The organism is Providencia sp. PROV269, assembly GCF_028477785.1.
GTDB classification, from domain to species: domain Bacteria; phylum Pseudomonadota; class Gammaproteobacteria; order Enterobacterales; family Enterobacteriaceae; genus Providencia; species Providencia rettgeri.
Genome location: NZ_JAMPLV010000021.1, coordinates 22,749 through 46,031, shown reverse-complemented (window position 1 = coordinate 46,031; position 23,283 = coordinate 22,749). Strand labels below are relative to the sequence as shown.

The following is a 23,283-nucleotide window of genomic DNA, read 5'->3' as shown; positions in this document are numbered from 1 at the left end:
TTTAGCCCAAAGGGGATGATAGAAAACTAAAAAGATGCCAACCACATACGCATTTTTAAGCCATAAGAACTCGTCCAACCCGATGTAAAACTGACTAGCTCACCGTTATCAATCACCATAAAAGTGGGCGTCGCACTGACCCCAACCGCATTGGAAAGTTGCCCGCTTATATCGTTGATCACAGGAAAAGTTAGCTCCTTGTTTTCCATCCCCTTGATTAAGCGAGATGTTTCACCTGAACGTATCGCTACCGAAATAATTGGCATACCTGATTGGCTTAATTCTGATACCGTTGGCGAAGTCAAATTACAGACCCCACACCACGTCGCCCAGAAATAAACCAATATCGGTTTTTCTTTACTTAACTCTGCCAATGAAACCGTCTCACCGTTGGCCAGAGTGTGTTGTTCCAATAATACAGGCGCAAGGGTTTGTGGCTTGCGCCATAAATCCATCACTGTAAAGGCAATAAATAAAATAATTGCCAAAACAATAATTTCTTTAGACCATTTTTTTATTTTATTCATATAGTTGCTTACCTATTTGGTATCAAATAGTACAAATCAATGATGTAAGAAACCAAAACATCCACTTAAAATGAATGCTTTAGCATTTAATTAAATATTTGTTTTCCTATCCTCTAATTCTAGAGTTTTGGATTGTTTAATCTTTATCCTCTAATTTTAGAGTTTGGATTGTTTAATCTTTATCCTCTAATTCTAGAGTTTGGATTATTTAATCTTTATCCTCTAATTTTAGAGTTTAGATTATTTAATCTTTATCCTCTAAATAATTCGCGTTGTGGCTAGGCGGCAAACGAGACTATCGTGGGGAGAATACACAAGTATGTGACTCACGTAGTCGAGAGCAGCCAACAACGCCACAGCGCGAAATATGACGAGGATAACGAGGATTATTTGAGCTTAGCCAACTGCTCCTTCACTACCGCCTCAAACTGCTGTGCATCAATAGCACCTGGGATCAACTCATCACCTACCAATGTTGCTGGCGTACCATTCACACCCAATTTCTCTGCCAACATCATATTGGTGCGAATGCCATCACGGCTCTTATCACTGGCTTTCAGTTTATCGTTTCCTGTCGCTTTAAGCGCATCTTTGATATTGGCATCTGATAGCATGCCTTGTTTTTGCATAAATTTGTGGTGTAGAGCTTCAAATGCTTTCGGGTCTTCTTGCCACAGCGTCATGGTTAACTGAGCTGAATCCATTGAAGTCTGGCCTTTAAATGGTAAGTATTTAATTACCACAGCCACATCATCAGGGTATTTTTTCACAAGATCCATCAGTTGTGGGTCGAAACGCTTACAGAATGGGCAGTTAAAATCAGTAAAATTAACCAAAACTAACTTGGCATCTTTTTTACCGATACGCGGGCTGGTTGGGTCATTAAACAAAGCATCGTGCTCCGCTTTTAACGTTTCTTTCATTTGGGCTTGTTGTCTTTCCCCTTGTTTAGCTTGCAGGGCAACAATCGCTTCTTCCAAAATTTCTGGGTTTTCAATCAAAGTATCACGCACTAATTTACGCACTTGCGCTTCTTGGTCTGCACTTAAAGGTGCCGCTTGTGCTACTGACCCCATCATTAGCGACGAAAATAAAACGGCTAAGATTGTTTTTTTCATTTTGTGGCTCCTTTGGCCTGATTCATAACGGATATTAGCGATTCACGGTCAAGTATTGTTGACAGTACTTCGCCTTCGGCCAAGTTAGGGCCATAAATTTGATTAAATGGAACAGCGACCTGCCCACGTTTTTGTAAAAATGCCGTAATTTCAGGTGAAGGTTTGGTCCAATCACCCCGTAAAGCAACAACATCAGGTTCACTAAGTAGCTGTTGGATATCATCTCTCAGTAGTACATTGTATTTATTTGCCTTACAAGTCACACACCATTCAGCAGTAACATCAATAAAGACGCGCTTGTTATCCGCCAGCGCAGCCGTAATCGCTTGCTCAGTCAAAGGTTGCCAATTTACGGTATCTTTAACGAGAGAACGGCTGCCGGAATGCTGTTCTTGCGTCATCCAAACAAACCCACCAGCAAAAACGGCAAATAATATGAATGGCAAGATAGCTGCCCTTACACCTCGTTTTATCGCGATAAAAACAACTAATAATACTAAGAAAATGACAGCAATCGCCGTCGAAGTAGGCACACCAAAATGTGGTATTAATAAGCTAATTAACCATAAGCTAGATACCAGCATCATTAACCCTAGTATGGCGCGTAATTTCAGCATCCACATACCTGGTTTTGGTAGTAAGCGAGAGATATCCGGAAAAGCAGCGATCAGTAACCACGGTAAACTCATACCGATACCTAATGCGGTGAAGATCAACCACAACTCTTCCATCGGCGCTGCCAGTGCAAATGCTACGGCTGTGCCCAAAAATGGTGCAGAGCAAGGTGTTGCCAATAATGTCGCGAATACCCCTTGCCAAAAATGACCGCTGCTACCATGCCCCCCAGCTGTTGCCAAGCGTGTATTGGCCTTGCTACCTAAGTTGATTTCAAATAAGCCAAATAAATTTGCAGTAAATAGCGCTGTTACCAATACCATAAAACCGATAAACCATGGGTTTTGGAACTGAATACCCCAACCAACAGCTTGTTGACCGACTCGTAATAACGTCATCAATAGCGCCAGTAACCAAAAGGAAACTAAAATACCAAGAGATGACAATAAAAACTGACGGCGAATGGTATTTTGCTCACCATGAGGCACCATCAATACAGAGCCAAGTTTCATCGCTAACACAGGCAGAACGCATGGCATCAGATTAAGGATCAAGCCCCCCAAAAGTGCAAATAGCATCACCTGCCATAACGAAGCACCACTCACTTTTGATGCTATCGTGCCAGTAAATGTACTCACTTGATGACTAATTTGCTGCGAAATTTCGCCATCTGCAACCACAAAAGAAACTGTTTTACCGGTTAAATCGGGAGACTCGCCTCCCCAATCATCACCAACATCTATTGTTGCTGTTAAATGATTGCCTGTTGTCTCTATTACAGGCACGCCTAATGCTGCACCTTCAACCACATCAGTAAAAATGTTAGGTTGTTCCCACGAATTTCCTGAACTTTTTTGTAATTCAATGATTAGCTTATCATTGGTAAAGCCAACTTTGGTTTGCTCTACTAAGCCACTAGATGGTGGAACCGCCCCTTTGGCTTGGTTAAATGCCCAAGTAAAGTCAGCAGGAGCTGGCTCTGTTAAATCGAGTTCAAACGGGTAATCGGTTAAAATACACACATTACTGCAGGTTGATAACGTGAGTGTTCCAGCAAGTTTATCGAGCTTTTCATTACTTGTGACTGTAATGGGGAAAACAATATCTCCCATATAGCCTTGAGTTGAAACACCCGCGACATCAAAGCGACCAGGTGTTGGCCATTGCCAATCTGTTGATTCAACAGGTGACGACCATACAATTTCAGGTGCGACTCCACCTTCGCCAGGCGAACGCCAATAGGTTTTCCACCCGTCATCAAGTTTTACATCGAGCAAAATGTCGATTTTGCCATTTTCCTGTGCCGAACTTAATAACCTGACCTGCGCATGCCGTGGAGTGTTGTCATTCATCCACCCCGTATTCGCAGGTTGCAACCACCCCGTATCTGCAGCGTATAAACTGCTCGAAAATAGTGCAAAAAATATAAAAAATGAATTAATTAAAAAACGCATTGTTTCCTCCAGAATAAATTACACAAACGAGTCCCTATCCGTTGTGTGCTAATTCCGAAGATTACAAAATTGTAAGTGTCGTCTGACTCTTGGAGGGGCATGCTTCTCTTCATTATTTGCTCTAGATATAAATAGATTAGTACAAAATAAAGTTAGCGCAGCCAAAGAAAGAAACATGAAGAAGAATGGTTCAAGAACAGCAGGTAGCAAAGTCATTAATGACTTAGCACTCAGTTCACAGCTGGAAAGATGTGTACCGCTGCTATCACTTTGTTTTACCTGTGATTGATCGATATAAGAAACGTGAGTACCCGTGTTAATTTGTGCTTGCGCTAATACATCTGGCACAAAAAAATTGGCGAGCAAACGCTCTCCGACGGCACGTTGATTCATACAAACCAATACCATCAGACAGGCGAATATCACTAATCCTTTACCTAATTTTAAATGCCTGTTCATGCGCATCTTGGTATAACTTCCTGAAATAACACTAATTATGCGACTTTGACAACCATAACGATAAAAACCTATCTTTGACTAATACCGTTACCCCATCTATAAGTTAAATAGAGGTTACATCTTACACAGCAAAACATTCCGTACAAGTGCCATCAGCTAACTTTACAAATATCACCCTCTTTTTCAGTAAACAAAAATGCAGTTCTACCAAAACTAGGCACGCAAATTGCTTTATCTAATATATGGCATGAAACGAAGATAACTTGCACCTTAACAGTGCATGATTATCAGTTTAAGACAATTTTAGATGGTAAATCACCATGTTAGTGCGGTAATTCAAAAATTACCCAAATAATATGCGAGACAGCTCCCGAAATTGAAACAATTCGTTTTCATTAATTAACAAATTTAATTATTTTTTAACAACAATAAAACATATAGCGGATAATCGCGGAATTGTCTAAATCTGCGAAACATTTGCAAACACAACACTACGAAACCACAGTAATTCAGGCGTTATCTCGCGATAGCACCTTAAAAATTACAACGGGTTTACACCGATGTTCTAAAGGAGTTGTAACTATGCGTATAAGTAAACTTGTATTATCGATGATGATTTTAGGTGCAACCTGCGCAGTCCAAGCAGAGGAGTTAAACGGCACTCTGAAAAAAATCAAAGACAACGGTGTAATAGTTGTTGGTCATCGTGAATCTTCCGTACCTTTCTCTTACTATGATAATAGCCAGAAAGTGGTTGGTTACTCACAGGATTATTCAAATGCCATTGTTGATGCAGTGAAGAAAAAATTAAACATGCCTGATCTGCAAGTCAAACTCATTCCAATCACATCACAAAACCGTATTCCACTCCTGCAAAATGGCACATTTGATTTTGAATGTGGTTCAACAACCAATAATGTAGAAAGACAAAAACAAGCCGCTTTCTCTAACACAATCTTTGTGGTTGGGACGCGCTTACTCACTAAAGGTGACTCTGGTGTGAAAGACTTTGCTGACTTAGCCGGTAAAAATGTCGTCGTGACCTCAGGTACAACTTCTGAAATTCTGTTGAATCAGTTAAATGATGAAAAAAATATGAAAATGCGCATTATCAGTGCGAAAGACCATGGTGATTCGTTCCGTACCTTAGAATCAGGTCGTGCTGTTGCCTTTATGATGGACGATGCGTTGTTAGCAGGTGAGCGTGCAAAAGCGAAGAAACCGGATATCTGGGAAATCGTTGGCAAGCCGCAAACCGAAGAAGCTTATGGCTGTATGTTGCGTAAAGATGACCCTCAATTTAAAGCGCTTATCGATGAAACCATTGCGAATGCACAAACATCAGGTGTCGCTGAAAAATCCTTTGATCGCTGGTTCAACCAACCTATTCCTCCGAAAAATCTGAACCTGAAATTTACGTTATCCGATGAAATGAAAGCCTTATTTAAAGAACCAAATGATAAAGCATTAAACTAATAAAAAGACAAACAGGGTATTACTGAAGTAAGAATTGCAAGGCGGTCGTTCCCCGCCTTGCATCCTCTTTTACGACAGTATTCGGGAATTTCATTGCCCACAGGAAGTCAATATTATGTCTATTAATTGGAATTGGGGGATTTTCCTTCAGGAAGCCCCTTTTGGGAATACCACCTACTTAGGGTGGTTAATATCTGGCCTCGAAGTCACCGTAACACTTTCTATTTGCGCCTGGATCATCGCATTTTTAGTCGGTTCATTTTTCGGTATTTTACGTACCGTACCTAACCGCTTTTTAGCTTTTTTAGGTACCGCTTACGTAGAGTTATTCCGTAACGTACCGCTTATCGTACAATTTTTTACTTGGTATTTAGTTATTCCAGAACTTCTCCCTCGTTCAATCGGGGATTGGTTTAAAATGGAATTGGATCCTAATTATCAATTCTTTATTTCCTCAATGCTTTGCCTTGGGTTATTCACCGCAGCACGAATGACTGAGCAAGTACGTGCAGCCATTCAGTCACTGCCTAGAGGGCAAAAAAGTGCCGCACTCGCAATGGGGCTCACTTTGCCACAAACCTATCGCTACGTTCTATTACCCAATGCCTATCGGGTCATTTTGCCACCAATGACCTCAGAAATGTTGAACTTGGTTAAAAACTCAGCCATTGCGTCAACCATTGGCTTAGTCGATATGGCGGCACAAGCAGGAAAGCTATTGGACTATTCTGCTCACGCATGGGAATCCTTTACCGCAATTACATTAGCTTATGTCGGTATTAACGTCATTATCATGATTTTGATGACGTTATTAGAGCGCAAAGTTCGCTTACCAGGCACCATTGGAGGGCGATAAAATGATGTATGAATTTGATTGGAGCTCAATTGCTCCGAGTATGCCCTTTTTAATCGATGGCTTCATTGTCACTGCGAAAATTACACTGACCGCGATAGTGGTGGGAATTTTGTGGGGAACGGTTTTGGCCGTGATGCGGTTATCCACATTCAAGCCAATCAGCTGGTTTGCAGCCCTGTATGTGAATACATTCCGTTCTATTCCGTTGGTTATGGTTTTGCTGTGGTTCTACTTAATCGTTCCTAGCTTATTACAAAATGTTCTAGGCTTATCACCAAAAAATGATATTCGTTTAATTTCTGCAATGATAGCCTTCTCTCTTTTTGAAGCAGCTTATTATTCTGAAATTATTCGTGCGGGTATTCAAAGTATTTCACGAGGACAAGCTTCTGCGGCGTTAGCTTTGGGAATGACAAATATGCAAACCATGCGGCTCGTGGTATTACCGCAAGCCTTTAAAGCCATGGTGCCGCTGTTGTTAACTCAAGGAATTGTTCTGTTTCAGGACTCATCCCTCGTGTATGTACTCAGTTTGACAGACTTTTTCCGTACTGCCACCAATATTGGTGAGCGTGATGGGACACAAGTAGAGATGGTACTGTTTGCGGGTCTGGTGTACTTTATTATCAGTTTTGGCGCTTCTATGTTAGTGAATTATCTTAAGAAAAGGACTGTTTCATGATAACCCTGAAAAATGTATCCAAATGGTATGGCCAGTTTCAGGTGCTTACAGACTGCACAACTGAAGTTAAAAAAGGTGAAGTTGTGGTTGTGTGCGGGCCATCTGGTTCTGGTAAATCCACATTAATAAAAACAGTAAATGGTTTAGAACCAATTCAACAGGGTGAGATTTTTGTGAATGATATTCAAGTTAATAACAAAAAAACTGACCTTGCAAAACTTCGCTCTAAAGTTGGGATGGTATTCCAACACTTCGAGCTATTTCCTCATTTGTCGATTATTGAAAATCTGACATTGGCGCAAGTTAAAGTATTAAACCGCGATAAAAAAGAAGCTGAAGCAAAAGGTTTGAAATTATTGGAACGCGTGGGTTTATCCAGTCATGCCAATAAATTCCCAGCTCAGCTTTCAGGGGGACAACAACAACGTGTCGCTATTGCTCGAGCGCTGTGTATGGATCCTATCGCCATGTTGTTCGATGAACCAACATCGGCCCTTGACCCTGAAATGATCAATGAAGTACTCGATGTTATGGTTGAGCTCGCCAATGAAGGAATGACCATGATGGTGGTGACCCATGAAATGGGCTTCGCCAAAAAAGTGGCTAATCGCGTTATTTTTATGGATGAAGGCAAGATTGTCGAAGACAGTAAAAAAGAAGACTTTTTCGCTAACCCACAATCTGATCGTGCAAAAGATTTCCTCGCAAAAATTCTCCATTAATCTTTCTCAGGGAGCCATTAGGCTCCCTAGCCTTAACACACATTCATGCGGGGCAATATTGTTGCACTATGAGTATTGCCTAAGCGAATAAATCAACAACAACTTGCTGAATTTGAAATAGTTCACGAAACCACTACCATTTCACTGTTTTTTTAGTTAAGTTGTTTGGTTATCAGCGTAAAATATCCTGATCCGTTCCCCGAAAAACAATATCCAGCTTCCCCCTATTAGGTTCAGCTAATCAACTATTGTTGTTTTCGGTGTAGATCCGCTATGCTATGCGGATCTCAATTAAGAAAGACATTCACGCTACAGATGTAGCCTTTATTCACCATAGGATTATCGGTGCCATGCAAGAACAATATCGTCCAGAAGATATAGAGCCTAAAGTACAGCGTCACTGGGATGAAAAAGCAACTTTCAAAGTGACAGAAGACAACAGCAAAGAAAAATACTATTGCCTGTCCATGCTACCTTACCCTTCTGGTCGACTACACATGGGCCACGTACGTAACTACACCATGGGTGACGTTATCTCTCGTTACCAACGTTTGTTGGGGAAAAACGTTCTCCAACCAATTGGTTGGGATGCGTTTGGTCTGCCTGCTGAAGGTGCTGCGGTTAAAAATAATACTGCTCCTGCACCATGGACTTACGCCAATATCGATTACATGAAAAACCAGCTGAAAATGCTCGGTTTTGGTTACGATTGGGATCGCGAAGTCACCACTTGTACTCCTGAATATTACCGTTGGGAACAATGGTTCTTTACTAAACTGTATGAAAAAGGTTTAGTGTACAAAAAAACCTCTGCGGTTAACTGGTGCCCTCACGACTTAACTGTTTTGGCGAATGAACAAGTGGTTGATGGCTGCTGCTGGCGTTGTGACACCCCTGTTGAGCGCAAAGAAATCCCACAGTGGTTTATTAAAATTACCGACTACGCAGAAGAGCTGCTCAACGACCTCGACAAATTAGATGACTGGCCAGAGCAAGTCAAAACCATGCAGCGCAACTGGATCGGCCGTTCCGAAGGGACTGAGATCACATTCAATGTTGCAGACCGTGATGAAACCTTAACAGTCTATACCACTCGCCCTGATACCTTTATGGGGGCAACTTATGTGGCTGTTGCAGCGGGTCACCCTCTGGCTAAAGAAGCCGCGACAAATAACCCTGAATTAGCCCAATTTATTGATGAATGCCGTAACACCAAAACTGCGGAAGCGGATATGGCGACCATGGATAAAAAAGGCATGGCAACCGGCTTATTCGTTATTCATCCATTAACCCAAGAAAAACTGCCAATTTGGGTCGCTAACTTTGTTTTAATGGAATACGGTACTGGCGCAGTTATGGCCGTTCCTGCTCACGACCAACGTGACTGGGAATTCGCCCACAAATACAACTTACCCATCAAAGCGGTTATTGCCGATGCTGATGGCAACGAGCCTGATTTATCCCAAGAAGCGATGACTGAGAAAAATGCACTGATTAACTCAGGTGAATTCAGTGGATTAGACCACCAAGCGGGTTTCAATGCTATTTCAGATAAACTCGTTGCTCTGGGTGCTGGTCAACGCAAGGTAAACTACCGCTTACGTGACTGGGGTGTTTCACGTCAACGCTACTGGGGTGCTCCAATCCCAATGGCAACATTGGAAGATGGCACTGTGGTTCCGGTTCCTGAAGATCAGTTACCTGTCATTTTGCCAGAAGATGTCGTAATGAACGGTATTACAAGCCCGATTAAAGCAGATCCTGAATGGGCTAAAATGACCATTAATGGTCAACCTGCATTACGTGAAACCGATACCTTCGATACCTTCATGGAATCTTCTTGGTACTATGCTCGTTATACCTGCCCGCAATATGACGACGGCATGTTAGACCCTGAGGCAGCAAACTACTGGTTACCGGTTGACCAATATATTGGTGGTATCGAACACGCCATCATGCACTTAATGTATTTCCGCTTCTTCCATAAGTTGATGCGTGATGCAGGGTTAGTCAACTCCGATGAACCAGCAAAACGCTTACTGTGCCAAGGCATGGTGCTGGCTGATGCATTCTACTACACAGGTAGCGATGGCCAACGTGTTTGGGTTTCCCCAGCCGATGCCATTGTTGAACGTGACGACAAAAACCGTATAACTAAAGCGGTAGACAATGAAGGTCATGAACTGGTGTATACCGGCATGAGCAAAATGTCTAAGTCGAAAAACAACGGTATTGACCCTCAATTAATGGTCGAAAAATACGGTGCGGATACTGTTCGTCTGTTTATGATGTTTGCTGCACCACCAGAGTTAACCCTTGAGTGGCAAGAATCCAGCGTTGAAGGGGCTAACCGCTTCGTGCGTCGCGTTTGGCGTTTAGTACATGAGCATTCACAAAAAGGTGCAACTTCACCTTTAGATATCAGCACATTAACACCAGAACAAAAAGACTTACGTCGTGACCTGCACAAAACAATCGCGAAAGTCTCCGATGATTTCAGTCGTCGTTATGCATTTAACACTGCGATTGCCGCTATCATGGAATTCTTGAACAAATTAGTTCGTGCACCACAGGAAACTGAGCAAGACCGTGCATTAGTACAAGAGTCTCTCGAAGCAATCACACTGATGCTATCTCCAATCATTCCACATGCTTGCTTTGAAATGTGGAAAGCGCTCGGTCACCAAACAGACATCGATTTCGCACAATGGCCAGTTGCTGATGAAACAGCCATGATTGACGATACCAAACTGGTTGTCGTTCAAGTTAATGGCAAGGTTCGTGGTCGCATTACCGTTCCGGCTGATGCAAACCAAGAATTTGTCCTAGATATGGCAAAAAATGAACCGAGCGTAGCGAAATACCTTGAAGGTGTTAGCATCCGCAAAGTAATCTATGTCCCAGGCAAATTGCTTAACCTTGTTGTAGGTTAATATTAGGTTATTGGCTGATAAGGAGGCCAGGTGCGTTATCTGATAACTTTATTTTTGAGCTTAGCGGTACTAGTCACCGCAGGTTGCGGTTTTCGTCTTCAAGGAACAACTCAAATTCCTGAGGAACTGAGAACATTGCAGCTAAGTTCAAGTGACCCATATGGCTACCTTACAAGGGCGCTTAGGGAGCAACTGCGGCTCAATAACGTGACCATTCTCGAAACGGGAAGAGCCGGTGTCCCCATTTTGAAAGTTTTGAGCTCTAATGAAAACACTGAAACTGTGTCCGTTTATCAAGATGGTAAAGCGGCAGAGAAACAATTAACACTGGTAATGAATGTGCAAGTGTTGATGCCTGATGGAGCTATCTATCCTTTACAAAGCCGTGTTGAACGCACTTTCTTCGACAACCCTTTAGAAGCGCTTGCGAAAGATGCTGAAAAAGAAATTGTAAGACAAGAAATGCAAGAACAAGCTGCACGTAATATTGTACGTAAATTATTGCTTGTTCATTCAGCAGAACTTGAGAAGGCAAAAAACCAAGCGGCTGATGCGAATACTCAACCATAATGACGCGTATCTACCCTGAACAGCTGGCCTCTTCGTTACAAGAGTCTCTAAGAGGCCGCTATTTAATATGGGGCAATGAGCCCCTTCTTCTTCAAGAAAGCCAAGATGCCATCCGCAAAGCGGCACAAGAACAAGGCTTTGAGGAACATTTTTCGTTTTCTCTTGAGCAAAATACTGACTGGGATGAAATTTTTAGTCTCTGTCAAGCTTTAAGCCTGTTTGCTAGCCGCCAAACACTCACTCTGCTGTTGCCTGAAAATGGCCCTAACGCTGCCATGGCAGAAAAGTTGAATCAACTGGCGCAGCTACTCCATTCAGACCTACTTCTTGTGTTACGCGGCCATAAACTCACGAAAGCACAAGAAAACAGTGCTTGGTTTAAAGCGATTAGCCAAGACGCCATTTATATCAGTTGCCTGCCCCCTGAATATCAACGGTTACCACAATGGGTTTCTAAACGCGCCTACAGTATGCGGCTTTCTTTAGAAACCGAAGCTAACCAACTACTTTGCTATTGTTATGAAGGGAATTTACTTGGCTTAGCGCAAGCACTTGAACGGCTATCCCTTCTTTATCCTGATGGTAAACTCACCTACCCTCGTGTCGAAAGTGCCGTGAATGATTCTGCGCATTTTACGCCCTATCATTGGGTTGATGCCCTATTGGCTGGTAAATCGCGCCGTTCTTGGCATATTTTAGAGCAACTGCAACAAGAGGATGTTGAGCCCGTTATATTATTGCGCTCAATCCAACGCGATCTGATGCTGCTAATTACATTGAAACGCCAATCTGTAACAGCCCCATTAAAAACATTGTTTGATCAGCACAAAGTTTGGCAAAACCGCCGAGGTGTGCTCACTGAAGCCTTACAACGCTTAACACTGCATCAATTGCAATCCGCATTAATGTTATTAACGCAAGCAGAAATCAATATAAAACAAGATTTTAGCCATTCTCCATGGCCTGACCTGCAATCACTGTCTATGCTATTATGCGGCAAAGCATTTGCAGAGAATTTTATTCATGAGTAATTCATTTTCAAAACAGCATAACTTACTAGCGTTATTCGGTGGAACATTCGACCCCATTCACTTTGGACATTTACGCCCTGTGCAAGCCCTTGCTCAGCAAGTTGGGCTCGAAAAAGTGATCTTGCTACCAAACCACGTTCCCCCCCATCGCCCACAACCAGAAGCAACTCCATCACAACGTTTAGAAATGGTGAAGTTAGCAATACAGGATAACCCTTTATTTGCTATCGATACGCGTGAATTAGCGAAAAATAGCCCTTCTTATACGATAGAAACTCTCGCTGAACTACGTCAAGAAATTGGGCCAGAAAAGCCCCTTGCGTTTATTATTGGTCAAGATTCTTTATTGTCGATTAATAAATGGTACGGTTGGGATCGAATTTTAGATAACTGTCATCTATTAGTCTGTTCGCGTCCGGGGTATGCCACTCAATTTTCCGACCCTATAATGCAAAACTGGCTGTTAGAACATCAAACAACAGACCCGATTGCTTTAAATCAAACGGCCAATGGGTACATTTTTATTGGGGATACCCCATTGGTAAATATCTCTGCAACAGAGATCCGCGAAAAATTAAGCTCGGGCGACTCTTGTCACGAATTAATTCCAGATGCGGTTTTGCAATATATTCATCAACAGCACCTTTACCAACAATAAGGGAGCTCTCTTATTGAACAACTATTAGGATATGGCTCAAAAATAACTTGCTCCATTAAATAGCTGTCTGGGTATTGAACAAGCAATTGCTTCATCATCTCTAATGGCCTGTTTAGTGGTAAATTACCCGCTAAATAGTCATTAATCAGCCATAATAAGCGTTTTTTCTCATCTTTCGTGGCTTTATGTTTGAAATAGCCTTGCATATGGCTCAACGCATTAACTTCAATGTTTTTTGCTGGCACTGCCGCCAATATTTCCATTAAACAGGCTTTATATTGATTAAAAAAACACACAAGGTCGGTGCTACTTTTAATACTCGCCACTAAACGCCCTGTATACTGATAGCCAATAGGCGAATACGCCATGATGAGATATTTATGGCAACTATGAAATTGAATTATGTTGTGATGTGTTAAATCGTTATATAAACCATCTAATCTTTCTATCGTATACAATTTCGTTAAAAAGCAGTCCCACAACGCTATATCTTGTAGCTTATCATCCGTTAATATCGGAATATTCGCAGGGAATAATCCTTGTAATTTAACAAGTTGCTGTCTAGAGCAAATAATACCATTAACTTTATTTTGCATCCGCTCATGGGTGAGGTTCGTTACAAATTTAACCATAGAATTCACCTGTGGATGAATATTAGCGGATAGATGATTAATTCCTTCAAATATAAAAACTTTTGGTTTAATTATTTGCACAATACATGTCTCATTCTAAAATATTTGTCAGGAGTACAGTTTTTAGCGTTATTTTGTAAAGTTAGCACAAACTTCTTGCTCAAATGTACGGATATCCCTATAAATTTCACTCCACGATGAATAAAAAATAATTTAGCCGATTTTTCTTAAAATCTAGGGTAAAATAGCAGGGCTGTTAATATGTTTACTTTGTTATCAGCGATTATTTTATCTACAAACTACAAACAGTGTTTAACGTGATATTCTGTTTATTTGAATAAAAGGTGAACCTTTTGCAAGGAACTGAACTCCAACAATTTATTATCGATCAGCTTGATGATGCTAAAGCAGAAGATATCATTACTATCGATGTTCAAGGGAAATCAAGTATTACCGATCAGATGATCATCTGTACAGGGACATCAAGTCGCCATTTGATGTCAGTCGCTGACAGGTTAATCGAAGCTTGCCGTAAAAATGGTTTAATGCCATTAGGTGTTGAAGGGCAAGGTATTTCTGATTGGATAGTCGTCGACCTTGGCGATGCCATTGTTCATATTATGCAAGATGAGAGTCGTCGTATGTATGAATTAGAAAAGCTCTGGAGCTGAGTTTGAAATTACAGCTCATCGCCGTTGGAACAAAAATGCCGGACTGGGTCCAGACCGGCTTTATGGATTACCTCCACCGTTTTCCTAAAGATATGCCATTTGAATTAACGGAAATCCCTGCAGGAAAACGCGGGAAAAATGCAGATATAAAACGCATTCTAGAAAAAGAAGGCGAATTAATGCTCGCAGCTGTAGGTAAAGGAAATCGCATCGTCACCTTGGATATTCCAGGCGATCGTTGGGACACCCCAAAACTTGCCGTACAACTCGATAAATGGAAACAAGATGGCCGTAATGTCAGCTTATTAATCGGTGGTCCCGAAGGCCTTGCACCTGCTTGTAAAGCGGCGGCAGAGCAAAGTTGGTCACTATCACCACTAACGCTACCTCATCCACTGGTTCGTGTTCTTGTTGCCGAGAGTCTTTATCGCGCATGGAGTATTACGACTAATCACCCTTATCACAGGGAATAGTCAGGTTTAAATATGTTCAAAATGGCAATGGGATGAAAACACAACGCACCCCTTTTCGCGACCATACCGCTGAATCAGTTTTATTTATCCGCCGAGCGCTTATCGCTTTCGGTGTGATTGTCATTTTAACGTCTATTCTTGTGACCAATTTGTATCACTTACAAATTGTCCGCCACGAAGATTACCAAACACGGTCAAATGATAACCGAATCAAATTGGTGCCTATTGCACCAAGCCGTGGGATTATTTATGACCGCAGAGGGACTCAACTCGCCCTTAATAGCACGTTTTACCAGCTAGAAATCGTGCCGGAAAAAGTCAGTAATCTGCAAGAAACCTTAGATAACCTTCGTAATGTAGTAGATTTAACTGACGAAGACATTACTAATTTTGAAAAAGAGCGTAAGCGCTCACGTCGGTTTACCTCTATTGCATTGAAAACCCAGCTCAACGAAGTTCAAGTTGCTCGTTTTGCCGTTAATCAGTACCGTTTTCCCGGTTTAGAAGTCAAAAGTTACCAACGACGCTCTTACCCATATGGTTCAGCATTAACCCATGTGATTGGTTATGTGGCAAAAATCAATGACAAAGATGTTGAACGTCTTGATAAAGAAGGTTTATTACCTAATTATGCTGCTAGTCATGATATCGGTAAATTAGGTATTGAGCGTTATTATGAAGATGTCTTACACGGTAAAACCGGCTATGAAGAAGTGGAAGTGAATAGCCGCGGTCGCGTTATTCGACAATTGCATGAGCAACCACCGCAAGCAGGTCGAGATATCTACCTCACTATTGACCTTGAATTACAAATTTATATCGAAAAACTGTTAACCACCAGCCGTGCAGCCGTAGTGGTCACTGACCCACGTAATGGCGAAATTTTGGCTCTGGTATCTAATCCAAGTTATGACTCTAACTTGTTTGTAAACGGCATCTCAAATAAAGATTATCAAGCGTTATTAAATAATCCTGACAGACCGCTGATTAACCGAACAACTCAAGGGTTATATCCCCCTGCATCGACAGTAAAACCCTTTATTTCTGTTGCGGCATTAAGTGAAAAGGTCATCACACCGAATACGACCATTTTTGACCCTGGTTGGTGGCAATTGCCGGGCTCCGAAAAACGTTACCGTGACTGGAAGCGCTGGGGGCACGGCAAGCTGAATGTTTCAAAGTCAATCATTGAATCAGCGGATACTTTCTTCTATCAAGTGGCTTATGATATGGGGATTGATCGTATTTCTGAGTGGATGGGTCGTTTTGGTTTTGGTGATTATACCGGAATTGACCTTGCAGAAGAACGTTCTGGTATCATGCCAACCCGTGAATGGAAACAAAAACGCTATAAAAAGCCTTGGTATCAAGGCGATACCATTCCAGTTGGGATTGGGCAAGGCTATTGGACAGCAACACCAATTCAAATGTCAAAAGCATTAATGACATTAATCAATGATGGCCAAGTTAAAACCCCACATTTGCTTTACGGCACAAAATTGGGTAATGCCATGGTGCCTTATGAAGACAAAGAAACCAAACAAATTGGCGATATCAATTCCGGTTTTTGGGAGCTAGCGAAGCATGGAATGTACGGTGTCGCTAATGCACCGAATGGTACTGGACGCCGTAGTTTCATTGGTACCCCTTATAAAGCGGCAGCAAAATCAGGTACTGCGCAGGTCTTCAGCTATGAAACCTATAATGCCAGTAAACTTGCTGAGCACCTACGCGACCACAAATTGATGATTGCTTATGCTCCGTATGATAAACCCACGATTGCCGTTGCAATTATTCTGGAAAACGGGGGCGCGGGCCCAGCAGTCGGTGACATTGTGCGGCAAATATTTGACCACGTTCTTCTTGGTGATAACCGTACTGAAGTCGCGGTGTCAGCAACTAATGCAGGAGAAGACCGCTGATGCATAATCCTAATAATAACAATGAGCTATAAAGAATATGACAGACGATAAGAAAAAAATTTCGTTATCCACACGTCTGCATATAGATGTGCCTATGCTGCTAATTATTATCGCGTTGCTTGCATACAGCGCATTTATTATGTGGAGTGCTAGCGGCCAAGATCCTGAAATGATGGAGCGTAAATTAGGGCAGATAGCGACAGGCTTCGTCGTTATGATAGTAATGGCGCAGATCCCCCCTAGAATGTATGAAAATTGGGCGCCTCACCTGTTTATCTTCTGCGTTATTTTACTGATTTTTGTTGATGTTTTTGGGCAGATAAGTAAAGGGGCACAGCGCTGGTTAGACTTGGGTTTTATTCGGTTCCAACCCTCTGAAATTGCAAAAATTGCCGTCCCTTTAATGGTCGCTCGTTTCATGAACCGAGACCTATGCCCTCCTTCATTCAAAAATACATTAATTGCACTCGTATTGATTTTTGTACCAACATTATTAGTGGCTGCACAGCCTGACCTTGGTACCTCGATTTTAGTTGCAGCTTCAGGCCTATTCGTTTTGTTCCTTGCCGGAATGAGTTGGCGGCTTATTGCAGTTGCCGCCATTGCGCTCGCCGCCTTTATTCCACTACTGTGGTTCTTTTTAATGCATGGTTATCAAAGAGCCCGTGTCATGATGTTATTAGACCCAGAAACTGACCCACTAGGCGCTGGTTACCATATTATCCAATCAAAAATTGCGATTGGTTCTGGTGGATTAATGGGTAAAGGTTGGCTACATGGCACACAATCACAACTTGAATTTTTACCGGAAAGACATACCGACTTTATTTTTGCCGTGTTAGCAGAAGAACTTGGCTTAGTCGGTGTGCTTATTTTACTTGGTTTATACCTTTTATTGATTATTCGTGGGCTTTATATTGCTGCTAGCGCACAAAATACTTTTGGTCGGGTTATGGTTGGTGGTTTGATCTTAATCCTTTTTGTCTATGTATTTGTGAATATCGGTATGGTCAGTGGTATATTACCAGTGGTTGGTGTTCCCCTCCCTTTAGTGAGCTACGGGGGCTCCGCTTTGATTGTTTTAATGGCTGGATTCGGTATTATCATGTCGATACATACACACCGAAAATTCCTTTCCAAAAGTTTATAAAATGAGGCTTAGTATGCGTTTACAATGGATAATGCTTGGCGTCACCGCCGCGCTACTTAGTGGCTGTGTGACAGACGAAGTTAAACAACCAGCCCAAGTGCCAACCAATGTACCCACTCAAGATGTATTAGGTGCAGAGCCTCATTATGAGCCGTATCATCCAACTGCCAATAATGATTACTCACGTAATGGTCAACAGTACCAAATCGTACGCGACCCGTCACAATTTAGCCAAGTGGGTTATGCGTCTATTTATGGTGCGGAGTCTGCAGGAAATATGACTGCGATTGGTGAACGTGTTAATCCAGTGGAATTAACTGCAGCTCACCCAACGTTACCGATCCCTAGCTATGTCCGCATCACCAACATGATGAATGGCCGGATGATGGTCGTGCGTGTTAATGATCGTGGGCCTTATACGCCAGGAAAAAGTATTGCGGTGTCACGTGCAACCGCTGACCGCCTGAATTTAATGCCAACGACAAAAATTAAAATTGATGCCATTCAAGTCGCTCAAGACGGCACCTTGTCAGGAACTGGAACCGTTGGCTCTAATTTTGTGAAACAAAGCTATGCATTGCCGGGGCGCCCGCAATTAGGTTCTGGCCCAATGGGTACCCCTGTGATGGAGAACTTGCCAACGCCAGAAAATACATTGCCCGTTCAGCAACCAAAAGAGCCGATGCAGCCTACGATGCCTGACATGAGCTTACAAACACCAACGCCACCACCAACAACAACGGAAGAAGTGGTTCCTGAGCGTGGTTTTCTCGTTCAAGCAGGCGCCATTAGTAGCCAAACCAATGCACAAAATATGCTGAATGAATTGAAAACACAGTTTAATGTTCCTGGGCGGTTACAACCCTATAATGGCATTTACCGAGTACAGTTAGGACCATTTAGTACAAGGCAACAAGCCGTTGAGGTTCAAGGCCGTTTACAGTCTGAAAAAAATCAATCGTCAATGGTCGTTGCGCCTTAGTACAACGTAGCTTTAGGTTGCTCCATTACATTTGATGCAACCTAAAGTTAGGCAATGTTAAACTGACAAAAAAATCATTGGTACAGTGCAAAAGTGGCTTTTTTCTTATCCCATTCTTTTGCTAAACTGCGCCTCCTTGTGTTAACCGAATTTCGGATGTAATGGTAAAACCATGAATAATGTCGCTCCATCACGCATCGTGCGTCATACTGTGCTGGGCTCCGCACTCCTTCTTATGACTGCTAATATTGCGAATGCTAATGAAACCTTCCCGAATACATCAATTCCTGCAGCACCTGCTATTGATGCAGAAGCTTATATCTTAATTGATTATAATTCAGGGAAAGTTCTCGCTGAAAGTAATGCCGACCAACGCCGCGATCCTGCGAGTTTGACAAAAATGATGACCAGTTATGTTATTGGTCAAGCAATTAAGTCAGGTAAAATTGGTGAAAATGATATCGTCACGGTCGGAAATGATGCGTGGGCTACCGGTAACCCGGTGTTTAAAGGCTCATCATTGATGTTCTTAAAACCTGGCGACCGCGTTAGCGTATCTCAATTAACTCGTGGTATTAACTTGCAATCAGGTAACGACGCTTGTGTTGCTATGGCCGACTACATTGCGGGTGACCAAGCCAACTTTGTTCAATTAATGAATGGCTATGTAAACAAATTAGGGCTAAAAAATACCCATTTCCAAACCGTTCATGGTTTAGATGCCGAAGGCCAATACAGCTCAGCCCGTGATATGGCACTTATTGGGCAAGCACTCGTACGTGATGTGCCTGATGAGTACGCAATCTATAAAGAAAAAGAATTTACCTTTAACAATATCCGCCAAACAAACCGTAATGGCCTATTGTGGGATAAGAGCCTTGCTGTTGATGGCATCAAAACAGGCCATACTAATGCCGCTGGCTATAACCTTGTCGCCTCCGCAACCGATGGTGATATGCGCCTGATCTCCGTTGTTATGGGAGGTAAAAGCAGCAAAGGCCGTGATGCCGAAAGTAAAAAGTTACTCACTTACGGTTTCCGCTTTTATGAAACCGTTAAACCATTACAAGCCAATGTGGATTTTGCCAGTGTGCCAGTCTGGTTTGGTGATGAAAATGAAGTAAAATTAGGTGTCACTGAAGATTTATACCTCACCATCCCACGAGGTCGCTTAAAAGATTTAAAAGCCAGTTATGAGCTATCTACAACTGAGCTAGAAGCCCCATTAACCAAAGGGCAGCAAGTCGGTACTATTAGCTTCCAACTTGATGGTAAAATTATCGAACAGCACCCTTTAGCAGTATTAAAAGATGTTGAAGAAGGTGGCTTTTTCAGTCGGTTAATTGACTATATTAAATTACTCTTCCACCGTTGGTTTGGTTAAGACTTGAAACTAAAATAAGTCATCCCCATATAGTAAATATCGAAATAGAGTAAGTATCGAAATGTTTGTTGGATGAATACATCTCATTGGCTGGTTTAATACCAGCCAATCTTTTTCAGCCAGCAGCCCAATTTAAAAATTAGGAGTGCCCATGAAAACGAAATTAGGTGAACTGCTTGAGTTCCCATGCCCATTAACTTACAAAGTCATGGGTTTGGCACAGCCTGAATTGGTTGATCAAGTGATTGAAGTGATACAACGTCATGCTCCGGGGGATTACTCTCCAGACGTAAAACCGAGCAGCAAGGGGAATTATCACTCCGTTTCTATAACTATCAATGCCACCCATATTGAACAAGTGGAAACTTTGTATAGCGAATTAGGTGCATTAGAATTAGTTAAAGTTGTACTTTAATTTCTGTAAAAATAAACTACATCCCAAAGGTTAACCATAACCGATTAAGGTGTAGTTTTTTATTTATTCTGCACTACAGAGCCTTATAATTATTTTTTCTTGCTGATAGTACAAATAAAATAAGTTTTTCATCAAAATGCCTAATGAGAAATAACTTTTCATATCAATTCCCAAACCTAAAAATATAAACGTCCCCAAATTTTTACCTTTTTCATATTTCACTCAAAAAAATCGCGTTAACATATTCATAACATGACAAAACTAGCACTCCCCCCCTACCAGCGTTATACTAAGTACTCAATTTTTTCAGGTGGATGTTAAAACATTGTCAGAACGAACGATAATTATCCGTCAATTAGGCCTTGCGCCGTACCAGCAAGTATCCGATGCGATGCATCAATTTACTGAAGAGCGCACTGAAAATACGTGTGATGAAGTATGGCTAGTTGAACACCCTCGCGTATTTACTCAAGGTCAAGCAGGGAAAGCAGAGCATGTACTAGCCCCCGGTGATATCCCTGTTATACAAAGTGATAGAGGTGGTCAAGTCACCTATCATGGGCCAGGACAGCAAGTGATGTACGTGATGCTCAACTTAAAGCGCAACAAAATTGGTGTTAGAGAACTCGTCACCGCACTGGAAAATACCGTCGTGAATACCCTTGCCCACTTTAATATAGCAGCGTATCCTCGCCCTGATGCTCCCGGTGTCTATGTGAATGGCGACAAAATTTGTTCTCTTGGATTACGCATAAGGCAAGGCTGCTCTTTTCATGGTCTCGCTTTGAACATTAGTATGGATCTTGAACCCTTTAATCGCATAAACCCTTGTGGTTACAGTGAATTAAAGATGACTCAGGTTAGTGATCTTGCTCCCAATGTGTCATTATCTGATGTTCAACCTGTGCTAATTCGTCAATTCTGTGACACACTGGGATTTCATATTGTTCAATAATAATGCTATAATTTTTTAACATTTTTAAAAAATATTTTAATGAATGGATAACAGCCTTCATTTGGTTTTATTTAGAATTATCACTTATCCATCAGCATAAAAGATAACTGGAACCGTCATATTATGAGTAAACCAATTCAGATAGAACGCGGAATTAAATATCGTGACGCCGACAAAATGGCGCTGATCCCTGTCAAAAACGTTGTGACTGAACGAGAAGAAATTCTACGTAAACCTGACTGGATGAAAATTAGGCTTCCTGCTGACTCCACTCGTATTCAAGGCATTAAAGCAGCCATGCGCAAAAATGGGCTGCATTCTGTTTGTGAAGAAGCTTCATGCCCTAATCTCTCTGAGTGCTTTAACCATGGTACTGCGACCTTTATGATTTTAGGCGCTATCTGTACCCGCCGCTGCCCATTCTGTGATGTTGCTCATGGTCGTCCAAATGCACCGGATGCCAACGAGCCTGAAAAATTAGCGCAAACCATTAAAGATATGGCATTACGCTATGTCGTTATTACGTCAGTTGACCGAGATGATCTACGTGATGGCGGAGCACAGCACTTTGCTGATTGCATTAGCGCTATTCGTGAAAAAAGCCCATCGATTAAAATTGAAACACTAGTTCCTGATTTCCGTGGCCGTATGGATCGCGCATTAGAAATTTTAACCGCAACACCACCTGATGTGTTTAACCATAACCTTGAAAATGTACCACGTGTTTACCGTCAAGTTCGCCCTGGTGCTAATTATGAATGGTCTTTAAAATTGCTCGAAAAATTTAAAGAAGCCCATCCCGATATCCCAACTAAATCAGGGTTAATGGTTGGTCTTGGTGAAACCAATGAAGAAATTATCGAGGTTATGCGCGACTTACGTCGCCATGGCGTAACGATGCTTACACTAGGCCAATACTTACAACCAAGCCGTCATCACTTACCCGTCAAACGCTATGTCAGCCCTGCGGAGTTCGATGAGATGAAAGAAGAAGCCATGGCAATGGGCTTCACTCACGCAGCTTGCGGCCCATTCGTTCGCTCTTCTTACCATGCTGATTTACAAGCTAAAGGTGAGGAAGTTAAATAGCCTCCACTATTTTACGTATAAACAAAAAATGCCTGATTTTCATCAGGCATTTTTTATTGCAATAGATAAAAAAACTCGCCCTAGATAACTAGCGCGAGTTTTCAGCTGTTCGTTTTAATCTTAATTATAAAAATTACAGAGGAATAACGTTAGCAGCAGATGGGCCTTTAGCACCTTCAGTAATTTCAAATTCCACTTTTTGGCCTTCAGCTAAGGTTTTGAAACCATCGCCCATAATCGCAGAAAAGTGAACAAATACATCTTTGCTACCATCTTCTGGAGTGATAAAACCAAAACCTTTAGATTCGTTGAACCACTTAACGTTACCTTTAACTTTAGACATCAAATATTACCTTTAAAATAAAATAGACACACCATCTGTATCAAGCTCAGTACATCAGATTTCTCAGTTACTTGTCTACAACCTAGATCACGAAAATGGACTAAAAAGATAAAAAAATATTATTTATCGATAGAATAGGTTCTGATTTCGACAATAATTCTTATCA

Annotated in this window: 23 protein-coding genes; 17 read left to right on the top strand and 6 right to left on the bottom strand. The window is 41.8% G+C overall.

The annotated features are described in order from the left end of the window. Nucleotides 1-26 precede the first annotated feature (26 nt). The 4 genes from PR683_RS19360 to PR683_RS19345 all read right to left on the bottom strand — a co-directional run bounded on the left by PR683_RS19360 (nt 27) and on the right by PR683_RS19345 (nt 4,173). Nucleotides 27-527 carry a protein disulfide oxidoreductase gene (locus PR683_RS19360; RefSeq protein ID WP_004908960.1) on the bottom strand — a complete coding sequence of 167 codons (501 nt, stop codon included), beginning with the start codon at nt 525-527 and terminating at the stop codon, nt 27-29. A 386-nt stretch (nt 528-913) separates the two neighbouring features. Next, on the bottom strand, nt 914-1,645 hold the full coding sequence (locus PR683_RS19355; protein WP_004908958.1) for a DsbA family protein: 732 nt from the start codon (nt 1,643-1,645) through the stop codon (nt 914-916). Then, a complete protein-coding gene (locus PR683_RS19350; protein WP_272581946.1) occupies nt 1,642-3,714 on the bottom strand; it encodes a protein-disulfide reductase DsbD family protein in 2,073 nt (690 codons plus the stop codon). The genes PR683_RS19355 and PR683_RS19350 overlap by 4 nt, the downstream gene beginning before the upstream one ends. Before the next feature lie 48 nt (nt 3,715-3,762). Further along, nucleotides 3,763-4,173, bottom strand: coding sequence for a hypothetical protein (locus PR683_RS19345; RefSeq protein WP_042851762.1), 411 nt, complete (start codon nt 4,171-4,173; stop codon nt 3,763-3,765). 582 nt (nt 4,174-4,755) lie between these two features. Between PR683_RS19345 and PR683_RS19340 the strand changes: the two genes are divergently transcribed. The 8 genes from PR683_RS19340 (at nt 4,756) to nadD (ending at nt 13,101) form a co-directional block, all read left to right on the top strand. Then, complete coding sequence (locus PR683_RS19340; RefSeq protein ID WP_004908948.1) at nt 4,756-5,649, top strand: amino acid ABC transporter substrate-binding protein; 894 nt, start codon at nt 4,756-4,758, stop codon at nt 5,647-5,649. A gap of 115 nt (nt 5,650-5,764) precedes the next feature. Next, entirely contained in the window at nt 5,765-6,505 is a 741-nt protein-coding gene (locus tag PR683_RS19335) for an amino acid ABC transporter permease (RefSeq protein WP_109913204.1), read from the top strand. 4 nt (nt 6,506-6,509) lie between these two features. Next, on the top strand, nt 6,510-7,187 hold the full coding sequence (gene gltK, locus PR683_RS19330; RefSeq protein ID WP_109913215.1) for a glutamate/aspartate ABC transporter permease GltK: 678 nt from the start codon (nt 6,510-6,512) through the stop codon (nt 7,185-7,187). Continuing rightward, nucleotides 7,184-7,909, top strand: a complete 726-nt coding sequence (locus tag PR683_RS19325; protein ID WP_004257041.1) for an amino acid ABC transporter ATP-binding protein — start codon at nt 7,184-7,186, stop codon at nt 7,907-7,909. The genes gltK and PR683_RS19325 overlap by 4 nt, the downstream gene beginning before the upstream one ends. A 350-nt stretch (nt 7,910-8,259) precedes the next feature. After that, on the top strand, nt 8,260-10,842 hold the full coding sequence (gene leuS / locus PR683_RS19320) for a leucine--tRNA ligase (protein ID WP_109913205.1): 2,583 nt from the start codon (nt 8,260-8,262) through the stop codon (nt 10,840-10,842). A gap of 30 nt (nt 10,843-10,872) precedes the next feature. After that, nucleotides 10,873-11,412 carry an LPS assembly lipoprotein LptE gene (gene lptE, locus PR683_RS19315; RefSeq protein ID WP_004908937.1) on the top strand — a complete coding sequence of 180 codons (540 nt, stop codon included), beginning with the start codon at nt 10,873-10,875 and terminating at the stop codon, nt 11,410-11,412. Beyond that, entirely contained in the window at nt 11,412-12,443 is a 1,032-nt protein-coding gene (gene holA, locus PR683_RS19310) for a DNA polymerase III subunit delta (protein WP_272581945.1), read from the top strand. The genes lptE and holA overlap by 1 nt, the downstream gene beginning before the upstream one ends. After that, nucleotides 12,436-13,101: a nicotinate-nucleotide adenylyltransferase gene (nadD, locus tag PR683_RS19305; protein WP_109913207.1), complete on the top strand. Its 666-nt coding sequence runs from the start codon at nt 12,436-12,438 to the stop codon at nt 13,099-13,101. Before holA ends, nadD begins: the two co-directional genes overlap by 8 nt. Here the strand turns inward: nadD and PR683_RS19300 are convergent. Next, a complete protein-coding gene (locus PR683_RS19300) occupies nt 13,089-13,733 on the bottom strand; it encodes a DUF1722 domain-containing protein (RefSeq protein WP_226537872.1) in 645 nt (214 codons plus the stop codon). The genes nadD and PR683_RS19300 overlap by 13 nt on opposite strands. A gap of 344 nt (nt 13,734-14,077) precedes the next feature. On the opposite strand from PR683_RS19300, the gene rsfS reads away from it, so the two are divergent. The 9 genes from rsfS to lipA all read left to right on the top strand — a co-directional run bounded on the left by rsfS (nt 14,078) and on the right by lipA (nt 22,774). Continuing rightward, a complete protein-coding gene (gene rsfS, locus PR683_RS19295; protein ID WP_080641496.1) occupies nt 14,078-14,404 on the top strand; it encodes a ribosome silencing factor in 327 nt (108 codons plus the stop codon). 2 nt (nt 14,405-14,406) lie between these two features. Then, a complete protein-coding gene (gene rlmH, locus PR683_RS19290) occupies nt 14,407-14,877 on the top strand; it encodes a 23S rRNA (pseudouridine(1915)-N(3))-methyltransferase RlmH (protein WP_004908925.1) in 471 nt (156 codons plus the stop codon). Nucleotides 14,878-14,909: 32 nt separating this feature from the next. Continuing rightward, the gene (gene mrdA, locus PR683_RS19285) at nt 14,910-16,799 is read left to right on the top strand and encodes a peptidoglycan DD-transpeptidase MrdA (protein WP_004908921.1); all 1,890 of its coding nucleotides are present in this window, start codon (nt 14,910-14,912) and stop codon (nt 16,797-16,799) included. A gap of 37 nt (nt 16,800-16,836) precedes the next feature. Next, nucleotides 16,837-17,949: a peptidoglycan glycosyltransferase MrdB gene (gene mrdB, locus PR683_RS19280; RefSeq protein WP_109913209.1), complete on the top strand. Its 1,113-nt coding sequence runs from the start codon at nt 16,837-16,839 to the stop codon at nt 17,947-17,949. Nucleotides 17,950-17,962: 13 nt separating this feature from the next. Then, nucleotides 17,963-18,931: an endolytic peptidoglycan transglycosylase RlpA gene (gene rlpA / locus PR683_RS19275; RefSeq protein ID WP_004908915.1), complete on the top strand. Its 969-nt coding sequence runs from the start codon at nt 17,963-17,965 to the stop codon at nt 18,929-18,931. 172 nt (nt 18,932-19,103) lie between these two features. Continuing rightward, nucleotides 19,104-20,315, top strand: a complete 1,212-nt coding sequence (gene dacA / locus PR683_RS19270) for a D-alanyl-D-alanine carboxypeptidase DacA (RefSeq protein WP_109913210.1) — start codon at nt 19,104-19,106, stop codon at nt 20,313-20,315. A gap of 151 nt (nt 20,316-20,466) precedes the next feature. Then, the gene (gene ybeD, locus PR683_RS19265; protein WP_004908910.1) at nt 20,467-20,730 is read left to right on the top strand and encodes a DUF493 family protein YbeD; all 264 of its coding nucleotides are present in this window, start codon (nt 20,467-20,469) and stop codon (nt 20,728-20,730) included. Nucleotides 20,731-21,121: 391 nt separating this feature from the next. Next, nucleotides 21,122-21,685: a lipoyl(octanoyl) transferase LipB gene (gene lipB / locus PR683_RS19260; RefSeq protein WP_231136593.1), complete on the top strand. Its 564-nt coding sequence runs from the start codon at nt 21,122-21,124 to the stop codon at nt 21,683-21,685. Nucleotides 21,686-21,808: 123 nt separating this feature from the next. Beyond that, complete coding sequence (gene lipA / locus PR683_RS19255; RefSeq protein WP_004908904.1) at nt 21,809-22,774, top strand: lipoyl synthase; 966 nt, start codon at nt 21,809-21,811, stop codon at nt 22,772-22,774. A 133-nt stretch (nt 22,775-22,907) separates the two neighbouring features. Here lipA and cspE read toward each other — a convergent pair whose 3' ends face one another. Beyond that, a complete protein-coding gene (cspE, locus tag PR683_RS19250) occupies nt 22,908-23,117 on the bottom strand; it encodes a transcription antiterminator/RNA stability regulator CspE (RefSeq protein ID WP_004257099.1) in 210 nt (69 codons plus the stop codon). Nucleotides 23,118-23,283 lie beyond the last annotated feature (166 nt).